At 57.7% G+C, this 17,867-nt stretch carries 18 protein-coding genes; 1 reads left to right on the plus strand and 17 read right to left on the minus strand.

Annotated elements, in window-relative coordinates; translation table 11 throughout:
- Nucleotides 1–273 precede the first annotated feature (273 nt).
- On the plus strand, nucleotides 274–522 hold the full coding sequence (locus G7K71_RS05040) for a hypothetical protein (protein WP_166343952.1): 249 nt from the start codon (nucleotides 274–276) through the stop codon (nucleotides 520–522).
- Between the two features lie 111 nt (nucleotides 523–633).
- Here the strand turns inward: G7K71_RS05040 and G7K71_RS05045 are convergent, their stop codons facing one another.
- The 17 genes from G7K71_RS05045 to G7K71_RS05125 form a co-directional block, all read right to left on the minus strand.
- The gene (locus G7K71_RS05045; protein WP_041283096.1) at nucleotides 634–1,476 is read right to left on the minus strand and encodes a CBS domain-containing protein; all 843 of its coding nucleotides are present in this window, start codon (nucleotides 1,474–1,476) and stop codon (nucleotides 634–636) included.
- 20 nt (nucleotides 1,477–1,496) lie between these two features.
- A complete protein-coding gene (locus G7K71_RS05050) occupies nucleotides 1,497–1,868 on the minus strand; it encodes a hypothetical protein (RefSeq protein ID WP_166343954.1) in 372 nt (123 codons plus the stop codon).
- Nucleotides 1,869–2,116: 248 nt separating this feature from the next.
- Nucleotides 2,117–2,566: a group II intron maturase-specific domain-containing protein gene (locus tag G7K71_RS05055; RefSeq protein ID WP_243174568.1), complete on the minus strand. Its 450-nt coding sequence runs from the start codon at nucleotides 2,564–2,566 to the stop codon at nucleotides 2,117–2,119.
- A 589-nt stretch (nucleotides 2,567–3,155) separates the two neighbouring features.
- Nucleotides 3,156–3,458, minus strand: a complete 303-nt coding sequence (locus G7K71_RS05060) for a DUF5615 family PIN-like protein (protein ID WP_207712652.1) — start codon at nucleotides 3,456–3,458, stop codon at nucleotides 3,156–3,158.
- 53 nt (nucleotides 3,459–3,511) lie between these two features.
- Nucleotides 3,512–3,766 carry a DUF433 domain-containing protein gene (locus G7K71_RS05065; protein WP_013821496.1) on the minus strand — a complete coding sequence of 85 codons (255 nt, stop codon included), beginning with the start codon at nucleotides 3,764–3,766 and terminating at the stop codon, nucleotides 3,512–3,514.
- A 120-nt stretch (nucleotides 3,767–3,886) separates the two neighbouring features.
- Complete coding sequence (locus G7K71_RS05070; protein WP_013821495.1) at nucleotides 3,887–5,098, minus strand: argininosuccinate synthase; 1,212 nt, start codon at nucleotides 5,096–5,098, stop codon at nucleotides 3,887–3,889.
- 1 nt (nucleotide 5,099) lies between these two features.
- Nucleotides 5,100–5,282, minus strand: coding sequence for a hypothetical protein (locus G7K71_RS05075; RefSeq protein ID WP_041282727.1), 183 nt, complete (start codon nucleotides 5,280–5,282; stop codon nucleotides 5,100–5,102).
- A 1-nt stretch (nucleotide 5,283) separates the two neighbouring features.
- Nucleotides 5,284–6,219: an ornithine carbamoyltransferase gene (gene argF, locus G7K71_RS05080; RefSeq protein ID WP_013821493.1), complete on the minus strand. Its 936-nt coding sequence runs from the start codon at nucleotides 6,217–6,219 to the stop codon at nucleotides 5,284–5,286.
- 63 nt (nucleotides 6,220–6,282) lie between these two features.
- Nucleotides 6,283–9,549 (minus strand): carbamoyl-phosphate synthase large subunit, encoded by a 3,267-nt coding sequence (carB, locus tag G7K71_RS05085; protein ID WP_166343956.1) that lies wholly within the window; start codon nucleotides 9,547–9,549, stop codon nucleotides 6,283–6,285.
- A 53-nt stretch (nucleotides 9,550–9,602) separates the two neighbouring features.
- A complete protein-coding gene (locus tag G7K71_RS05090; RefSeq protein ID WP_166343958.1) occupies nucleotides 9,603–10,799 on the minus strand; it encodes an acetylornithine transaminase in 1,197 nt (398 codons plus the stop codon).
- A gap of 28 nt (nucleotides 10,800–10,827) precedes the next feature.
- On the minus strand, nucleotides 10,828–11,715 hold the full coding sequence (gene argB, locus G7K71_RS05095) for an acetylglutamate kinase (protein WP_166343960.1): 888 nt from the start codon (nucleotides 11,713–11,715) through the stop codon (nucleotides 10,828–10,830).
- A 59-nt stretch (nucleotides 11,716–11,774) separates the two neighbouring features.
- On the minus strand, nucleotides 11,775–12,989 hold the full coding sequence (gene argJ, locus G7K71_RS05100) for a bifunctional glutamate N-acetyltransferase/amino-acid acetyltransferase ArgJ (RefSeq protein ID WP_166343962.1): 1,215 nt from the start codon (nucleotides 12,987–12,989) through the stop codon (nucleotides 11,775–11,777).
- A 378-nt stretch (nucleotides 12,990–13,367) separates the two neighbouring features.
- Nucleotides 13,368–14,411 carry an N-acetyl-gamma-glutamyl-phosphate reductase gene (argC, locus tag G7K71_RS05105; RefSeq protein WP_166345103.1) on the minus strand — a complete coding sequence of 348 codons (1,044 nt, stop codon included), beginning with the start codon at nucleotides 14,409–14,411 and terminating at the stop codon, nucleotides 13,368–13,370.
- A 411-nt stretch (nucleotides 14,412–14,822) separates the two neighbouring features.
- Nucleotides 14,823–15,815, minus strand: coding sequence for an electron transfer flavoprotein subunit alpha/FixB family protein (locus G7K71_RS05110; protein ID WP_166343964.1), 993 nt, complete (start codon nucleotides 15,813–15,815; stop codon nucleotides 14,823–14,825).
- A 15-nt stretch (nucleotides 15,816–15,830) separates the two neighbouring features.
- On the minus strand, nucleotides 15,831–16,601 hold the full coding sequence (locus tag G7K71_RS05115) for an electron transfer flavoprotein subunit beta/FixA family protein (RefSeq protein WP_166343966.1): 771 nt from the start codon (nucleotides 16,599–16,601) through the stop codon (nucleotides 15,831–15,833).
- A gap of 48 nt (nucleotides 16,602–16,649) precedes the next feature.
- Nucleotides 16,650–17,411 carry an alpha/beta fold hydrolase gene (locus G7K71_RS05120; RefSeq protein ID WP_166343968.1) on the minus strand — a complete coding sequence of 254 codons (762 nt, stop codon included), beginning with the start codon at nucleotides 17,409–17,411 and terminating at the stop codon, nucleotides 16,650–16,652.
- A 20-nt stretch (nucleotides 17,412–17,431) separates the two neighbouring features.
- Nucleotides 17,432–17,860, minus strand: a complete 429-nt coding sequence (locus G7K71_RS05125) for a Zn-ribbon domain-containing OB-fold protein (protein ID WP_166343970.1) — start codon at nucleotides 17,858–17,860, stop codon at nucleotides 17,432–17,434.
- Nucleotides 17,861–17,867 lie beyond the last annotated feature (7 nt).

Consider the following 17,867-nt stretch of genomic DNA (forward strand, 5'->3'; position numbering starts at 1 on the left):
AAGAACTTGAGATTTTTTTCACAAATAAGCTTGCTTTTTAGGAGCCATATGCTAAAATTATAGTTAAGATAATTATTCCCGGCATCCCCCGGCCAGGGTGGACAGTGAAAGCGTGGTGAACAACGGGGACGCCAGTGCATACATCTTGCAATAAGGCTAACGTTTCACAATCACCGGAAAAAGGCCAATTTAGTTTATTGGGCGCAAGAGAATTCCTTTTTCGCAAAGAATGCGTATGATAAAACTCATAAACCCCCCGTTGGAGGTGGCACCATGGCACTTGTACAAAATTTCAAGTTTTTTGCTGAAGCCGGTATTAAGGCTACCCCTGTGCCGGGGACGAGCAAGTACCTTGTTCAATTCCAGGACGGCAGCAGCATTTATGTGAATGAAAGAACCCTGTTTCATCTGTTGAGTTCCGGGGAGAGTATAGAAAATATTGTCAAGAGCCTGCGGGAGCTGGACCCTCCCCGCAACTACCCGGAACGGTACAAAAAACTCTTCCGTGCAAACCAGCAATGAAAAGCTGCCGGCAACCTTTCCACGGCATTTCCGGCTCCCCAAAATTAGAGGTTTAACCTTCAGGTTTATATGCAGGCTTACTTTTTCACGATTAAAATTAAAGGCAGGCTCTTATCCCACCTCTTCCAGTTCCACCCACCCGGCTACAACCACCGGGCGTTTTTCTCTTTTTGCCTTGGTGGAGGCCAAACTGGCGAGATTAATCAGATCCCGTACGTTGCGAGTGCCATTGGGCTCCCCACGCACCCGTGACCGCCGCCCGCCGGCCACGCCTGCCGATGCGGTAACCTTTATTCCCTGCGGCCATCTGGCATCGGCAAGCGCTTTTATCATCTGCCAGGACAACTGTTTCGCTTCTTCCAGCGGCCTGACGGTAACCACCGCAAACTCATCGCCCGCATAGCGGCACAGGTAATCAAGCCCTTCGGCGATGACGCTTTTTAAAATTTTCCCTACCTGCTGCAAAATCTCATCCCCGATAACGTGACCGAACTCTTTGTCTATCGTCCCGAAGTTGTCCAGGTCCAAAAAAATAATGGTAATCTCCTGCCCGCTCTGCAATAACTCCGCCGCTTTATGCTGCAGGAACTCGGCCCGGTTCAGGCCTGTAAGGGCGTCCACATGTTTGCCTATCTCGGCATAAAGCCGGGATTTTGTGATTATGCCCACCGTACGCCCATCCCTCACCACCACCAGCCGTTCAATCCCATGACTTTCCATTGTTTCCTTTGCTTCCCAAAAAGAACATTCCGGCGAAACGGTAACTACATTCCTGCTCATGGCATCGGCCACCAGCCGGTTGGGGTGGCAGTACCTGACATCCCTGGAGGTTATAATACCCACAAGCTTTCCCTTTTCCACCACCGGGAGGCCACCTATCTTGAGCTGGTTCATCAGGGCCGCCGCCCGGCCGACACTTTCAAAAGGACCAATAGTGACTGGATTTTTATGCATAATATCGCCTGCACAAAACACTATAAATCCACCGCCCTGTTCACCTGCACCACAATGTTTACCTGGGCTTTTACCACTGTATTTTCTGTAGCAACTCTCATCCCCTCTTCCAGGATGACCGGCAGAAATTTCTCCTGGGGAAGAAATTTCAATAATGACCTTTTCAGCACCGCTGCCTCGAAAATTTCGTGGTCCAGATAAATAATGTCGTACTGCTCCGGCGTCAGGGCATCCACCATCCGTCTTACCGCTTCCGGACCAATGGGCGCCCTTTTCCCTACCAGCAGCACGTCCTGCATGGGCGGGATTTCAAATTCGGATAAACGAATGGTTACCTCGGCTCTGCGAACCGGCTCGGATGAATGGGAAGCAAAGGGGGGCCTGGAGGACACCTGGTTACACCTTCCTCTCCCTTTCAGGTGAAATAACCCTTCTCTGTATAGTATACAGTACGTTCAAAATTTAACAAGACATATTTACCCCATTCCTCCAATTTAAGTACCCAAGATATTCAAATTAAAATATTACTTGAGAAGAGCTAGTACTCACTTGAGTGCTGTGTCCCCACTCATCGAGTAGGAGGGGGCGGCTAGCCCCCGTCCTCTCACACTATCGGACATGCAGGTCCGCATCCGGCGGTTCACCAAGCTTGACGGAGATAAGAATAGCGTTCGGTTAAGCTCATCAGGCCCTGGGACTGCCAGTAGGCGTTGCCCAGGGCTCTATTCATTGGCCCGTGGGCCATCCGCCAAGGCCCTTTGCGAGCGTTGGCGAATTCATGTACTACCCATTCAGGCAGTCCCAGTGCACGTAGCTCGCGGTACCTTGTCCGCACTCGCTTCCACTGCTTCCAGAGGCACATGCGCAGCCTCCTCCGCATCCAGCCTTCCAGGTTCTTGAAAATGCTGGGCGTTTCGGCCAGAGCAAAGTAGCCCATCCACCCGCCCAGGTAGGCGTTTAGCCGCTCTATGCGCTCCGCCATGCTTACGGGCTTATTCCGGGAAGTTATCTCCCGAATTTTCATCTTCACCCGTTTGATGGTTTGCGGTGCCAGGCGGATAAGGATTTGCCCTGCTTTGACCTTGTACATGCTAAACCCCAGGAATTTCAGTTTCCACGGCCGGACTCGGCCCTCCCGCGGTCCCCCGCGGCTTCACCACTTCCTCCCGCGGGCAGGCCCCTTCCGGGGTTTTCTGCTGTCTTTGCCCTTCTCGCGAACGCATCGGTCTCACCTCTGACTTGATGTTCGGGCCTTCCCCTGGAGTTCATGACCCCCAGGGTACTATGCCCTCTGCTGACTCCTGCCGGTTCAGCCGTGCCTCTCGACACGGGTTACCAGCTTTGCCTGGCTTATCCGGCAGGCCTCCCCGGGTAAGAGCGTTAACCTTCACCCCGTGCCCGCCCCATATACTCTACCGTCCCTTGGCAGCCTGGGATTTCGCTGTGTCTTGCCAGCTCATCCGAACGGTCTAGCCTCTTATGGGGTTCTTGTTCATCGGGCCGTGGTTTTGCCGCCGGCTTCCTTCGGATTCCATCTCGCGATGGACACCCTTGCCTTTGGCTAGCAGACTCGTGCTGCCTCGCCTGCAGTGGACTTTCACCACCAAGTTAACGCCCATGCCGGGCGCACAAGAAAAAACCGGGCATTACGCCCGGCTTTTCTCCCAGGAAAATGACACTCAGTATCTAGCGGTAAGTTTCCTCACCCTTATACGTTTTTCGGTCGCAGTGATAATGCTGCCCTTCTCCAAGTCCTCCTTGTACCGGGCCAGCACCGCGGCCAGAACCCGTTTCCTTTCCTCGAAAGGAATGTCAGGCAAACGAACGATGCTGGCGCGTGCCGTTCCGGTGGCCACAGCGAGTTGCCCGAAATCTTTGTCCAGCGTGATTATGACCCGTCGCTCTCTTGCTCCCCACGCCATAACCTCATCGTCGGCCATGCGGTAGTTTATGCTCTTCACTTCCGCCACGTCATGGCCCATTTCACGGAGCTAACCGGCCAGTTTACTGCCAGCGCAAACGTCAACAAGAAACCTCATTGAGCCGCCTCCACGCGGACCGCGCTCAAATCCTCGTTTGCTACAAGGTGCCTGGCATAAGCAATACAAGCCCTGATGTCGTCCGGCTCCAGTTCAGGATAGTCCTCCAGGATATCCTGTACCGTCACACCCTGTTCCAGGAGGGCCAGCACGTTCTCTACTTTGATACGCATGCCCCGAATAATGGGCTTCCCTTGAAAAATAGCAGGATTGACGGTAATACGTTGCAGAAGTTCCTCCCTTTCTTTCATCTCCGCACCTTCCCCTGTGTACAGTCCTGTTTTTAGTTTAACAGGATTAGTCCTGTCCGGCAACAGGCTTGAACGCTCGTTGTGATCCAGGTTTTGACACAATCCCGAAGCCAGGTAAAATCAAGGCTCCCGGAGCCCCGCCTTCTTTTCCATCAACGCCCGCACCTTTAATGGCAAACCGAAAAGATTGATAAACCCGGCAGCATCGGCCTGGTTGTAAATCTCATCCCGGCTGAAGGTGGCCAGTTCCGGATTGTAGAGTGAATAGGGCGAGCTAACCCCCGCGGGGGTGCAGTTACCCTTGTAGAGCTTCATGCGCACCGTGCCGGTTACCGTACGCTGGGTCACCTCTACAAAGGCATCCAGGGCTTCCCGTAAAGGAGAGAACCACACGCCGTCATACACCAGCTCGGCATAACGGGCGGCCACCAGTTCTTTGAAATGCATGGTCATCCGGTCAAGACATATACTTTCCAGCTCCCGGTGGGCCAGGTAGAGGATGGTACCACCGGGGGTTTCGTAAACACCGCGGGACTTCATCCCCACCAGGCGGTTTTCCACCATATCCACCACACCTATACCGTTGGCGCCCCCCAGGGCATTTAACTTTTCCACCAGCGCCACCGGGTCCAGGGATTCCCCGTTTACTTTCCTGGGAATGCCCTTTTCAAAATAAATTTCCACGTAAGTGGGCCGGTCCGGAGCCTTTTCCGGCGGCGTGGTCAGCAGAAGCACGTCGGCGGGCGGTTCCTTGGCGGGGTCCTCCAGGTCCCCTCCTTCGTGACTCAAGTGCCAGATGTTGCGGTCCATGCTGTAAGGGCGTTCCCTGGTCACGGGAACGGGAATCCCCCGGGCCTGGGCGTAGTCAATGGCATCCTCCCGGGAACGGATGTCCCATTCGCGCCAGGGGGCGATAATCTTGAGGTCGGGATTCAGCGCTTTCACCGAAAGCTCAAAGCGCACCTGATCGTTCCCCTTGCCGGTGGCTCCGTGGGCCACGGCCTCCGCCCCTTCCCTTTCGGCCACCTCCACCAGCTTTTTGGCAATCAAAGGGCGGGCCATGGAGGTGCCCAGAAGGTACTTGCCTTCGTAAACGGCCCCCGCCCGTAAGGTGGGGAAAATGTACTCTTCTACAAATTCCCGCTTTACGTCCTCAATATAGATCTTGCTGGCACCGCTTTTAATGGCCTTTTCCTCCAGCGGGGCCAGTTCCTCCCCCTGCCCCAGGTCGGCCACCATGGCAATGACTTCGTAGCCGTAATTTTCTTTGAGCCAGGGAATGATGATGGAGGTGTCCAGGCCCCCCGAATAGGCAAGCACTACTTTTTTCATACTAACGCTCCTTTCTCCTCAGCCATAGCAAGTACATGACGGCCCAGCCCAGGGTTATGCCGGTAAACCAGGCGCCCAGCTGGATGGGCAGGTGGACAAAGTCCCGCTTGATGAAAGCCAGGGCCACAATGCCCGCGCCCCCCAGCAGGGCCAGGATGAGCGGCATGCGTGTAATCCGGAACATATCACGCCATCACCAGGGCCAGTACGGCCTTCTGGGCATGCAGGCGGTTTTCCGCCTCGTCCCAGACCACCGAGTGGGGTCCGTCGATGACTTCCGCCGTTACTTCTTCACCCCGGTGGGCCGGCAGGCAGTGCAGGAAGATAAAGTCCGGCCTGGCGTGGCGCACCAGTTCTTCGTTCACCTGGTAGGGGGCAAAAACCTTCTTTCGCTGTTCACTTTCCTGTTCCTGTCCCATGCTGGCCCAGACATCGGTGACCACCACATCCGCCCCCGCAACCGCCGCCACCGGATCGGTAAGAATTTCGATGCGGCTGCCGGTTGACAAAGCGTCGGCCCTGGCCGCCTCCACAATTTCCGCCCTGGGCTGGTAGCCGGGGGGTGAGGCCACGCTGATGTGCATGCCCGTTTTGGCGCAGCCGAAAAGCAGGGAGTGACAGATGTTGTTGCCGTCCCCGACATAGGCCAGCTTCAAGCCGGCCAGCCTGCCTTTATGCTCCCGGATGGTCTGCAAATCGGCCAGGATCTGGCACGGGTGCAGCAGGTCGGTCAGGCCGTTGATCACCGGGATGTCGGCGTAACGGGCCAGTTCCTCCACATCCGCCTGGGCATAGGTGCGGATCATAATCCCGTCCACGTAGCGGGAAAGCACCCGGGCGGTGTCGGCAATTGACTCCCCCCGGCCCAGCTGCAGGTCGCTGGCATTGAGGTACAGGGCGTAGCCCCCCAGCTGGTACATGGCCACTTCAAAGGAAACCCGGGTGCGGGTGGACGATTTTTGAAAGATCATGCCCAGGGTCTTCCCGGCCAGGTAAGGGTGGGGAATACCCCTTTTTTGTTTGGACTTCAGATCATCGGCTAGGTCCAGGATGGTCATAATCTCTTCCGGAGTGAAATCATGCAGGGAGAGAAGATCCCGGCCTTTAAAATTTTCCTTCACTGGATTATCCCTTCCTTTACAGGTTCGGTTTTACTGAACATTTAACACATAAGGATAACGGAGTCACGGCAAGGCCTCACGTTCCCGCGCCAGCATTCCCGCGGTAAATTCCAGCACGCTTACCGGGTCCGGCTCCTCCCCCTGCTTCAGGCACTGCAGCACCGTTGCCAGCGCCCGGGCGGTATCCAGGGACGTCAGGCAGGGCACCCGGTATTCGGCGGCGGTGCGGCGCAGGCGGAAGCCGGGCCGGGCAGGGTGCTTGCCCCGGGTGGGGGTGTTGATGACCAGGTTCACCGTACCCGAACGCAACAGGCCCGCCACATCCTCCACTTCCTGCACGGGCATGCCGGCGGCGGCAATGGCCCTGGCTGTTCCTCTGGTGGCGTAAAGAGTGTAACCCAGTGCGGCATACTGGCGGATCACGGGCAGCGCCTCGACCTTGTCCCGGTCGGCCAGGGAAACCAGCACCGCTTTTGGCGCGGCAGGAGCAGACCCACCGGGCGATTTTGTGCCGTTTATACCCGAAAAGGGACTTAAACCGGCGGCCACCATGGCCTTGTAAAGTGCCCGGGGGAAAGTACGGTCCACCCCCATGACCTCCCCGGTGGACTTCATTTCCGGTCCCAGGGAAATTTCCACCTCGCCCAGCTTTTCAAAGGAAAAGACCGGTGCCTTCACAGTTACATAATCCGAAATTCTGCCCAGGCCCGGCCCGTAGCCCTGCTCGGCCAGCCTTTTGCCCAGCATGGCCCGGGTGGCCACCTGCACCATGGGCACGGCCGTCACCTTGCTCAAAATGGGCACGGTCCGGGAGGCCCGGGGGTTCACTTCCAGGACATAGATGCCGTCTCTGGCCACCACGTACTGGATGTTTAAAAGCCCGCACACCTTCAGCGCCCGGCCAATCTGCAGGGTGTAGTCCACCACCTGCTCTATTTGCGCCGGGGTGAGGTTCTGGGGCGGGTAAACTGCCATGCTGTCCCCCGAATGCACCCCGGCCCGCTCGATGTGCTCCATAATGCCGGGGATGAAAATATCCCTGCCGTCCCCTATGCCGTCGATCTCCACTTCCCGGCCCCGGATGTACTTGTCGATCAGCACCGGGTGGCGCGGTGAAACCTGCACCGCCGTTTCCATATATTTTAGCAGTTCCGGAGTGTTGTGGACAATCTCCATGGCCCGCCCGCCCAGCACGTAGGAAGGCCGCACCAGCACCGGGTAACCCAGGCTCTCGGCAATTTGCCGGGCCTGTTCCACGGCAAAGGCAGTGCCCCCCTCGGTCTGGGGAATGCCCAGGCGGGACAAAAGGGCGCTGAATTTTTCCCGGTCCTCGGCAGTGTCAATGGATTCTACCGGCGTGCCCAGCACCTTCACCCCCCGGGCCGCCAGCTCCCCGGCCAGGTTGATGGCCGTCTGCCCGCCGAACTGGACGATCACCCCCAGGGGCTTCTCCTTCTCCACAACATTGAGGACGTCCTCCAGGGTCAGGGGCTCAAAATAAAGCCGGTCGGCGGTATCAAAATCGGTGCTCACCGTCTCCGGGTTGTTGTTGATGATGATGGCCTCCACCCCTTCGGCCTGCAAACCCCACACGGAGTGAACCGAACAGTAATCAAATTCGATACCCTGGCCGATGCGGATGGGCCCTGAACCGAGGACGATCACTTTAGGCCGGGAAGACACCGCAACCTCATCCACAGTGTCGTAGGTGGAATAGTAATAGGGGGTGGCGGCCTCAAATTCCGCGGCACAGGTATCCACCATCTTGTAGGCCGGGACAATGCCGTACTCCTTTCGCAACGCCCGCACCCGGTCAAAATCCAGACCGGTCAGGCGGCCGATATGGCTGTCGGCAAAGCCGCAGGCCTTGGCCCGCCGCAGCAACCCGGGGGATGGGTTGTCCCCGGCCGCCCGCAGCTCTCCTTCCAGAACCACGATGTTTTTTATTTTCTCCAGGAAGAAGTAGTCTATGGCCGTGAGTTGAAAGATTTCCCGCATGGCCCAGGCCCGGCGGAAGGCTTCGGCAATGGCAAACAAGCGCAGGTCGTTGGGACGGGAAAGCAGCTGCTGCAGCTCCATTTCGCTCCAGCTGCCCGAGCCCTTCCACTGCAGGCTGTCCACGCCAATTTCCAGGGAGCGCACCGCCTTGAGCAGGGCCCCTTCAAAGGTGCGGTCAATGGCCATTACCTCGCCGGTGGCCTTCATCTGGGTACCCAGGGTGCGATCCGCGCTGCTGAACTTGTCAAAGGGCCAGCGGGGTATCTTGACCACCACGTAGTCCAGGGCCGGCTCAAAGCAGGCGCAGGTTTTTCCCGTCACCGGGTTGATAATCTCGTCCAGCCTCAGGCCGATGGCTATCTTGGCCGCCGTGCGGGCTATGGGATAACCGGTGGCCTTGGAGGCCAGGGCGCTGGAACGGCTCACCCGGGGGTTGACCTCAATCACGTAATAGCGGAAGCTTTCCGGGTCCAGGGCAAACTGGACGTTGCAACCCCCTTCCACCTTCAAGGCCCGGATGATCTTCAGGGCGGCGGAGCGCAACAGCTGGTATTCCTTGTCGGCCAGGGTCTGGGATGGGGCCACCACGATGCTGTCCCCGGTGTGGATGCCGATGGGGTCGATGTTTTCCATGTTGCAGATGGTGATGCAGTTGTCGGCCCCGTCCCGCATCACTTCGTACTCTATTTCCTTCCAGCCGGCCACGCTCTTTTCCAGCAGCACCTGGCCGATGGGGCTCAACACCAGCCCCCGGTGGACGATGGCCTCCAGCTCCTGCGGGCCTGTGGCCATGCCGCCCCCGGTACCGCCCAGGGTGTAGGCGGGCCGGACGATCAGGGGGTAACCGGTTTCCCGGGCAAACTCCAGGGCCTGCTCCACGCTGGTGACCGTGGTACTGGGGGGCACCGGCTCGCCTATGGCCAGCATGGTTTCCTTGAACAGCTCCCGGTCCTCAGCCCGGCGGATGCTGTCCAGGGAAGTGCCCAGCAGTTCCACGCCGTATTTTTCCAGCACCCCTTGCCGGGCCAGTTCCACGGCCAGATTCAACCCCGTTTGACCGCCCAGGGTGGGCAGCAAGCCCTGGGGCCGCTCCCGTTCGATTATGCGGGCCACGGTCTGCCAGGTGAGGGGTTCGATATAGATCTGGTCGGCCATGTGGCTGTCGGTCATGATGGTGGCCGGGTTGGAATTCACCAGCACCACCTGAACCCCTTCCTCTTTGAGGGCCCGGCAGGCCTGGGTGCCGGCATAGTCAAATTCCGCGGCCTGGCCGATAATGATGGGGCCGGAGCCGATGACCAGCACTTTTTTGATGTCCTTTCGCCTGGGCATGGGTATCCTCCTGCTGCAAAAGTGACTGCTTCATGTAACCTGGTTCACTCAATTTACTGTTTCATCTCGGCCAGGACGCCGGCCAGGATGTCCACGGCCCCGTCCACCTCGGCCTCTGTGATAATCAAAGGAGGAATAAAGCGCAGGATGTGATTGTCCACACAGTTAATCAACAAACCGCGGTCCTGGCATTTGCCCACGATGTCCCTGCCTTCGATAGTTAGTTCCATACCCAGCATCAGCCCCAGCCCGCGCACTTCCTTGACGAAGGAAAACCGGCCGGCCAGCTCCAGGAGGCGGTCTTTCAGATAAGCACCCACCCGGGCGGCATTTTCAATGACGCCCTCATTGAGCAGGCATCCCACGGCTGCCAGCCCGGCCGCACAGGCCAGGGGGTTGCCCCCGAAGGTGGAGGCGTGGTCGCCGGGGCTAAAGGCCGCGGCCACTTCTTCCTTCGCCACCATGGCGCCAATGGGAAACCCGCCGCCCAGGGCCTTGGCCAGGGTAAAAATGTCCGGCTCCACGCCGTAATGCTGGTAGGCCAGGAACTTGCCCGTGCGCCCCAGGCCGCATTGGACTTCGTCAAAGATCAGCAGGGCATTGTAACGGTCACAGAGCTCCCGGGCGGTCTTTAAGTATTCGGGCGTGGCCACGTTCACCCCGCCCTCGCCCTGCACCGGCTCCAGCAGCACCGCGCAGGTGCCGGGGTTTACGGCCCGGGAAAGGGCCTCCACGTCGTTAAAGGGCACGTATTTAAAGCCGGCAGGGAGGGGCTCAAACCCCTTCTGGTACTTGGGCTGGGCCGTGGCGGTGATGGCCGCCAGGGTGCGCCCGTGGAAGGATTTCAAGGCGGTGATGATTTCATACTTTTCCTGCCCGCCGTGGATTTTCCCGTACTTCCGGGCCAGCTTGATGGCCGCCTCGTTGGCCTCGGCACCGCTGTTGCAGAAAAACACCCTGTCGCCGCAGGAATTTTCCACCAGCAATTGGGCCAGTTTCGCCTGGGGTTCAATATGGTACAGATTGGATACATGCATCAATTTCCGGGCCTGGGAGGCTATGGCCTCCACCACCGCCGGGTGGCAGTGGCCCAGGGAGCAAACGGCCAATCCGGCCACAAAGTCAAGGTACTCTTTCCCTTCCGCGTCCCAGACCCGCGCGCCCTGCCCCCTCACCAGGGCGAGGGGCAGGCGCCCATAGGTATGCATCACGTATTTACCGGTAAGTTCGATAATTTCCGCGGTGGTCATATTGCAATTCCTCCTGAAAGTTTTGGCTTCACCGGACGACCATGGTACCGATGCCTTTGTCCGTGAACACTTCCAGCAAAATGGAGTGGGGCACCCGCCCGTCCAGAATATGGGTGGTGTTGACGCCGCCGTAAAGGGCCCGGGTACAGCACTCCACCTTGGGGATCATGCCGCCGTCAATAATGCCCCGGGCAATTAAATCAGGCACATCGTCCGCCCGGATTATTGAAAGCAGGGAGTCTTTGTCTTCCCTGTCTTCCAGAATGCCTTCCACGTCGGTAAGGATAATTAATTTGTCGGCACCCAGGGCCACCGCCAGCTCCCCGGCGGCGGTATCGGCGTTGACGTTGTAGCTTTCCCCTTCGGGGCCCACGGCCACGGGGGCCACTACGGGAATGTAGCCCTCATTGATCAAGGTATGGACGATGGCCGGGTTGACCTTTTTCACCTGTCCCACGCAGCCGATATCCACCATTTCCACCGTCCCGTCGGGCTGGTATACCTTGCCGGGTTTCTTCACCGCCTGAAGCAGGCAGGCATCCTTGCCCGAAAGGCCCACCGCCTTGCCGCCAATGCGATTGATCAGGGAGACGATTTCCTTGTTCAGCTTGCCCGCCAGGACCATTTCCACTATTTCCATGGTTTCCTCGTCGGTGACCCGCAGGCCGCCCACAAAGCGGGATTCGATACCCAGCTTCTGGAGCATGGCCGTAATTTCCGGTCCCCCGCCGTGGACAATTACTGGGTGGATGCCCACGTACTTCATTAAAACCACATCGGTGAGCACGGTCTTTTTCAGCCCGCAGTCCACCATGGCGTGGCCGCCATACTTGATGACCACCGTCTTGCCGTAGAATTTCCTTATGTAAGGCAGGGCCTCCACCAGGATGGCCGCCTTCTCCTGTGCGCTGAGCAATCGGATACCTCCCCCGGTTTACTTATCCTTAAAAACCCAGGATACAGGATAACAGGCCGTTATGTCCGGTAGCTGGCGTTAATGTTCACATATTCGCCGGTCAGGTCGCAGCCCCAGGCCGTGGCCTCATATTCTCCCGACTTTAAATCCACCAGCACCCGCACCTCACGGCCCGCCAGCACGGACGAGGCTGCTTCCTCGTCAAAGGGCAAAGCCACCCCGTCCCTGGCCACCATTATGTCACCCAGGTATATATCCACCCGGTCGGGATCAAAGTGCGCACCCGAGTAGCCGGCAGCGCAGATGATCCGCCCCCAGTTGGCATCCTGGCCGTATATGGCCGTCTTGACCAGGTTGGAAGCCACTACCGCCCGGGCGGCCAGGCGGGCATCTTTCTCGCTTGCCGCATTGATCACCTTCACTTCCAGCAGCTTTGTGGCCCCTTCGCCATCCCTGGCCACCGCCCGGGCCAGCCGGGTGCATACCTCGGTGAGGGCATCCCGCAGCAGGTGATAATCTTCATTTTCGGCGGCAATTTCCGGGTTGCCGGCCCGGCCGTTGGCCAGGGCCAGGACCATGTCATTGGTGCTGGTATCCCCATCCACACTGATCATATTAAAGCTGCGGTCCACCGCATGACGCAGCATTTCCTGCAGGCAGGGCGCAGATACAGCCGCATCGGTGGTAATAAAGCAGAGCATGGTGGCCATGCTGGGATGAATCATTCCGGAACCCTTGGCCATACCCCCGATGGTTACCGTATGCCCGCTCAGGGGGAGAGAAAGGGCCGTTTCTTTGGGCTCGGTATCGGTGGTCATAATGGCCTCGGCAGCGGCCGCGCCCCCACCGGAGCTCAACTCCCGGGCCGCAGCAGCAATACCCGGCAAAATGCGGTCCATGGGCATGGGCTGGCCGATGACCCCGGTGGAGGCCACCAGGACATCCTCCTCGGGAATATTCAATACCCGGGCCGTTTCCTGCGCCATGGCCCGGGCATCCCGGATACCCTGCTCCCCGTTGCAGGTATTGGCATTGCCGCTGTTCACCACCACCGCCCGGGCGCGCCCCCTGGCTATACGCTCCATGGTGACCACCACCGGGGCACCCTTCACCAGGTTGGTGGTGAACACCCCGGCAGCCCGGGCCGGAACCTCGGAAAAAATTAAGGCAATATCCCGTCTTCCTTTATACTTCACCCCGGCGGCCACTCCCGCGGCCAGAAAACCCTGCGGGGCAGTGACACCGCCGCTCTTCTCTTCCCATGTTCTGGCCAAGCCAGCATTCCTCCTTATCCACTACGTCGTTAAATTGTCCGGGTTCGGACCGGACTCAACATTAAATTACTCGCTTCATGTGCAAGCGGAAAGCGTAAATATTCAGTGAACCTGGTTGGATGCGGCCCAGCACTCACCCAAATATGATCCTGCTCCCGGTGTTTCAGGTTTAATTGGCACATCAGGTTTTGGGAAGAGCTAGTATCCCGGTGAGTGCTGGGTCCCCGCTCATTCCAGTGCTTCGCGTAAGATGCGCACCGCGGCTTGCTTCGCCGGGTGCTGTTGCCGGCGCTTCGCAAGTCATTCGCTCCCGACAGTGCCGCATCCTTGTCATAACGGTTCTATTGAATATTAACCAGAAAGATATTCTACATATTTCTACGGATATACCCCTGGACCGTAAAGCGCCGTTTCCTCCGCCAGCCCGAACATTATATTCATATTCTGCACCGCCTGGCCGGCAGCCCCTTTGATCAGGTTATCGATGGCGGAAATGATTACCACCCTGCCGGTACGCCGGTCTACCACCAGGCCAATGTCGCAGTGATTGGAACCGGCCACCATTTTGGTCGCCGGCAGCATGCCCGCGGGCAACACCCGGACAAACTTCTCCTGCCGGTAAAATTCCCGGTAGAGGGTCAAAATTTCCTCCGTGCTCTTCAGCCGGGTCAGCCGGGCGTAGATGGTGCTTAAAATACCCCGGATCATGGGCGTCAGGTGGGGGGTAAAGGAAACCAGCACCTTTTTGCCGGCCAGGGCGCTTAATTCCTGCTCGATCTCCGGAGTGTGGCGGTGCACCGCCACCCCGTAGGCCTTGATGCTCTCGTCAACCTCGCAGTAATGGGTGTTTAAGGATAATCCCCGCCCGGCCCCGGAAACGCCGGACTTGGAATCAATGATAATGGTACCGGTTTCCACCAGGCCTTCTTTTAACAGGGGAGCCAGGGCAAGAATTACGCTGGTGGGGTAACAACCCGGATTGGCCACCAGTCGGGCGGAACGGATTTTTTCCCGGTGGATTTCCGGCAAGCCATACACCGCTTGAGGCAACAGCTCCGCAGCCGTGTGTTCGACCTTATACCATTCCTGGTAAACTACAGGGTCGTGGAGGCGGAAGTCTGCTCCCAGATCCACCAGGGCTTTTCCCCCACCAATAACTTCCCGGGCCACGGCCATGGCATGGCCGTGGGGCAGGGCCGTAAATATAACGTCGCTTCTGTTCACCAGGGCCGGCAAATCCTGCTCCTCGCAAACCAGGTCCACATACCCGTAAAGGTGGGGGTAAACCTCCCAGAAGGCTTTGCCGGCATAACTCTGGGTGGTCAATCCCACCAGCTCCACCTGCGGGTGGACATTTAACAGCCTGACCAGTTCGGCACCGGCATAACCGGTGGCCCCGATAATGCTTGCTTTAATAACCATAATCGTCAGGTGCAAACCCGGGCGGCCTGAAGGCCGGGGTTTCTGGTCACCCTCTGAGGCTCCTTTCTATATGGGAATACTTTATAATTATACAATTGGTTGTATAAAAATACAACCTCAAAGATAAGATAAAAATTACCCGGTTGGATCAATTTCTGCACAGGCGCGCAAAATCCCCTGTACTAATTACAGCCAAATTTTGTTATTAATGTTATTATCGGGATCGGTGTTAGATGGGGTACGGGCTTTGTAGTTTTGCCACCAGGGCGGCAAAGGCCGGGGATAAGCCCAAGGCCACCGGGCTCAAAGTCGCACCCAAGCTTGTCACCGTTAAAACAGGGTTTACCTTTCTTCAGGTAATTTTTAAGCCATTGCCAGTAAATAAATGGCGGGGCGGTGAAAAACCGCCCCTTACTGGTTTTGTTCCGCCCGTATTTTTTTAAACTCCCGTGTGAGCAGGGGCACCACTTCAAAGAGGTCGCCCACGATCCCGTAATCGGCCACCTTGAAGATATTGGCTTCCGGGTCCTTGTTTATGGCCACAATCACCTTGGATGAGCCCATCCCCGCCAGGTGCTGGATGGCTCCCGAGATGCCGCAGGCAATGTACAGCTGCGGGGATACGGTCTTACCCGTCTGACCCACCTGCATGCTGTGCGGCGCATATCCCGCATCCACCGCCGCCCGGGAGGCTCCCACCGCCGCCCCCAGCACGTCCGCCAGCTCTTCCAGTATCCTGAAGTTCTCCGCCGATTTCATCCCCCGGCCTCCGGAGACAATAATGTCCGCTTCGGTGAGTTCGGGACGGCTGGATACCTGGCGAACTACTTCTTTAATGATCTGGCGGATGTCCCCCGGTTCCACGTCCACCCGTACCACTTCCGCCGCGCGTCCCCTTTGGGGTTCGGGCACCGGCAGTACGTTGGGCCTGATGGTGGCCATCACCGGCCGGGCTTCCGGAGAGATGGCCTGGACAAAGGCCTTGCCCGCGTATATGGGCCGGGTGAGGGTTATCTGGCCGTCCTGCAGTTCCACCTTCGTGCAGTCGGTGCACAGCCCCGCCTGCAGCCGCTGGGCCACCTGGGCGGCCAAATCCCGCCCCTGTACGGTGCAGCCCAGGAAGATGGCCGTGGGCCGGTGTTCTAAGGCCAGCCCGGCCAGCGCCCTGGTGTACCCGTCCGTGGTGTATTCGGCCAGGGCGTCATTTTCCAGCACGTATACCTTGTCGGCACCGTATTCCCCCAGGGCGGATGCGAGTTCGCCCACTTCTTTGCCGATGATTACAGCCGCAACTTCTTCAGCCAGCTGGTCAGCCAGCTGGCGGGCGGCACCCAGCATTTCATAGGTGACTTTTTTAACCTTGCCGTTTTTGTGTTCGGCGTAGACCCAGATTCCTTTCCCCATTTCCTTCCACCTTCCTTAGATGACCTTTGCTTCTTCCCGCAAAAGCCGCACCAGGGCGGCGGCAGCTTCCGCCGGTTCTCCGGGTACGATCTTTCCTTGTGCCCTGGGGGAGGGCAGGAAGTATTTGAGGGCGCGCACTTTGGGCGCTACTTCTTCCGCGGTAAGTCCCAGGTCGCTCAGAGCGAGTTTTTCCATGGGCTTCTTTTTGGCCTGCATGATGCCCTTCATGGTGGGATAGCGGGGTTCGTTCAACCCTTTCTGGGCGGTGATCACCGCGGGCAGGGGCACTTCCACCATTTCGCTGCCCCCTTCAATTTCCCGGGTGGCCAGAACCTTGCCGCCGGCTATTTCCAGCTTGATGACCATGTTGACCACCGGCAGTCCCAGGATTTCCGCCACCCGCCCGGCCACCTGGGCGGAGCCGTCGTCAATGGCCCGCCAGCCGCCCAGAATGAGGTCGTATTCCATGCGGGATACGGCTCTGGCCAGGATGGTGGCCGTGGTGTATTCGTCCATTTCTTCCAGTTCGGGGGTGATGAGCACCGCCCGGTCGGCGCCCATGGCCAGGGCCTGGCGCAGGACGTCCTGGGCCTTTGGCCCGCCCATGCTGACCACGGTTACTTCCCCTTTGGTTTTTTCCTTGATGCGCAGGGCTTCTTCCACGGCAAATTCATCGTAGGGGTTCATGATCAGGCTGACGCCTTCCGGGTTGATTTTGCCCTGGGCGTCGAGGGTGATTTTGGCTTCCGTGTCAAAGGTTTGTTTGGTGAATACTACTACCTTCATCTTAATAAACACCTTCTCCCGCTAAAGCTTTTAGAAAGGTATCGCCACTCAGTTTGCCCGTATCATATTTAAAAAGTCAATTATTGCTTCGTTTACTTCACGGGGTTTTTCCAACATAGTCATATGCCCGGCACCGTAAATAATTTTTAGCCGGGAATTTGCTATTTGATTGTTTAAGTATTGGGCATACTTAACCGGCGTCATTTTGTCTTCATCCCCAACAATGATCAGGGTGGGAACTTTGATTTTCTGAATGTCACTCATCCGGTCAAAACTGTCACAGGCCTGATAATCCGCCAGGTACAGCGCGGCGGGAAGCTCTTCCATTTCTCGCCTGAAGCTTTGCACCAGGCTCTGCGGAACGGCAGAACCAAAGAGGTTGTTTATATTGTGCAGCGGCAATTCACCCCCGGCCAGGGTCCCCAAAACCTGGGGATTCACCCTCAGCCGTGCTCCCGTGCCTACCAGGATGAGCCCCTGCAATTTTTCCGCATGGCACAGGGTAAACTCCAGGGCAATGGCGCCGCCCATGGAGTGCCCGGCCAGAACGAATTTCCTGCTGTGTAAGGCATCGACAAAACCAGCAACTAACTCGGCGTACTCGGTAATGGAGGCAAGAGGCTTCCCGCCGGATTGTCCGTGCCCGGGTAAATCCAGGGCTACCGCCCGGTATAAACCTTTGAGGGCTTCCAGCTGAGCGGACCATCGCCGGCTGGAACCTCCCGCACCATGAACAAATATCATCAGCGGTTCTCGGCCCGTTGTCTCCTGGTAGTAAATTTTTAGGTCGTTATATATAAGGTATGGCATTCAACACCTCTGCCTTTTCTTCATGAATTAATTTTTTGGGGCCGGAACTTGTAACCATACCTGATCACATCTTCTTCCGTGTATATTCTTCTGATGACCAGTTCCACCGGCATGCCAATTTCTACTTGATCCTTTTCCACATCCACCAGCTGGGCCACAATGCGGGGCCCTTCATCCAGTTCCACCAGCACCACCGGGTAGAATCGGCGGTAGGCCGCTTCTTCACTGAATTCCGGTGGCGCCCCGGCACCGGCAATAATGGTATATGAATAAACCTTGCCCTTGCCGCTTAGCTGTGCTTCTTCAAATTGATCGAAATTACCACAATACTTGCATCCTGCTTTGGGCGGGAAATTTATTTTGCCGCACTTCAGACACTTCAGGCCCACCAGGCGGTAGCGCTGCTTGACTGCCCGCTGGTACATGGGTATGGATATATGGGCTCCCACTGGTAAA

This window comes from Desulfofundulus sp. TPOSR, from assembly GCF_011393055.1.
GTDB lineage: Bacteria > Bacillota > Desulfotomaculia > Desulfotomaculales > Desulfovirgulaceae > Desulfofundulus > Desulfofundulus kuznetsovii.

Excerpts from the sequence above, each read along its gene's own strand:
- G7K71_RS05070 (WP_013821495.1), bottom strand. The coding sequence starts at position 5,098 with ATGAAAAAAGTAGTGCTTGCCTATTCGGGGGGCCTGGACACCTCCATC.
- G7K71_RS05090 (WP_166343958.1), bottom strand. The coding sequence starts at position 10,799 with ATGACCACCGCGGAAATTATCGAACTTACCGGTAAATACGTGATGCAT.
- G7K71_RS05075 (WP_041282727.1), bottom strand. The coding sequence starts at position 5,282 with ATGTTCCGGATTACACGCATGCCGCTCATCCTGGCCCTGCTGGGGGGC.
- G7K71_RS05045 (WP_041283096.1), bottom strand. The coding sequence starts at position 1,476 with ATGCATAAAAATCCAGTCACTATTGGTCCTTTTGAAAGTGTCGGCCGG.
- argC (WP_166345103.1), bottom strand. The coding sequence starts at position 14,411 with ATGGTTATTAAAGCAAGCATTATCGGGGCCACCGGTTATGCCGGTGCC.
- carB (WP_166343956.1), bottom strand. The coding sequence starts at position 9,549 with ATGCCCAGGCGAAAGGACATCAAAAAAGTGCTGGTCATCGGCTCCGGC.
- G7K71_RS05110 (WP_166343964.1), bottom strand. The coding sequence starts at position 15,815 with ATGGGGAAAGGAATCTGGGTCTACGCCGAACACAAAAACGGCAAGGTT.
- G7K71_RS05040 (WP_166343952.1), top strand. The coding sequence starts at position 274 with ATGGCACTTGTACAAAATTTCAAGTTTTTTGCTGAAGCCGGTATTAAG.
- G7K71_RS05055 (WP_243174568.1), bottom strand. The coding sequence starts at position 2,566 with ATGTACAAGGTCAAAGCAGGGCAAATCCTTATCCGCCTGGCACCGCAA.
- G7K71_RS05120 (WP_166343968.1), bottom strand. The coding sequence starts at position 17,411 with ATGCCATACCTTATATATAACGACCTAAAAATTTACTACCAGGAGACA.
- G7K71_RS05060 (WP_207712652.1), bottom strand. The coding sequence starts at position 3,458 with ATGGGCCATGACGTGGCGGAAGTGAAGAGCATAAACTACCGCATGGCC.
- G7K71_RS05065 (WP_013821496.1), bottom strand. The coding sequence starts at position 3,766 with ATGAAAGAAAGGGAGGAACTTCTGCAACGTATTACCGTCAATCCTGCT.
- G7K71_RS05115 (WP_166343966.1), bottom strand. The coding sequence starts at position 16,601 with ATGAAGGTAGTAGTATTCACCAAACAAACCTTTGACACGGAAGCCAAA.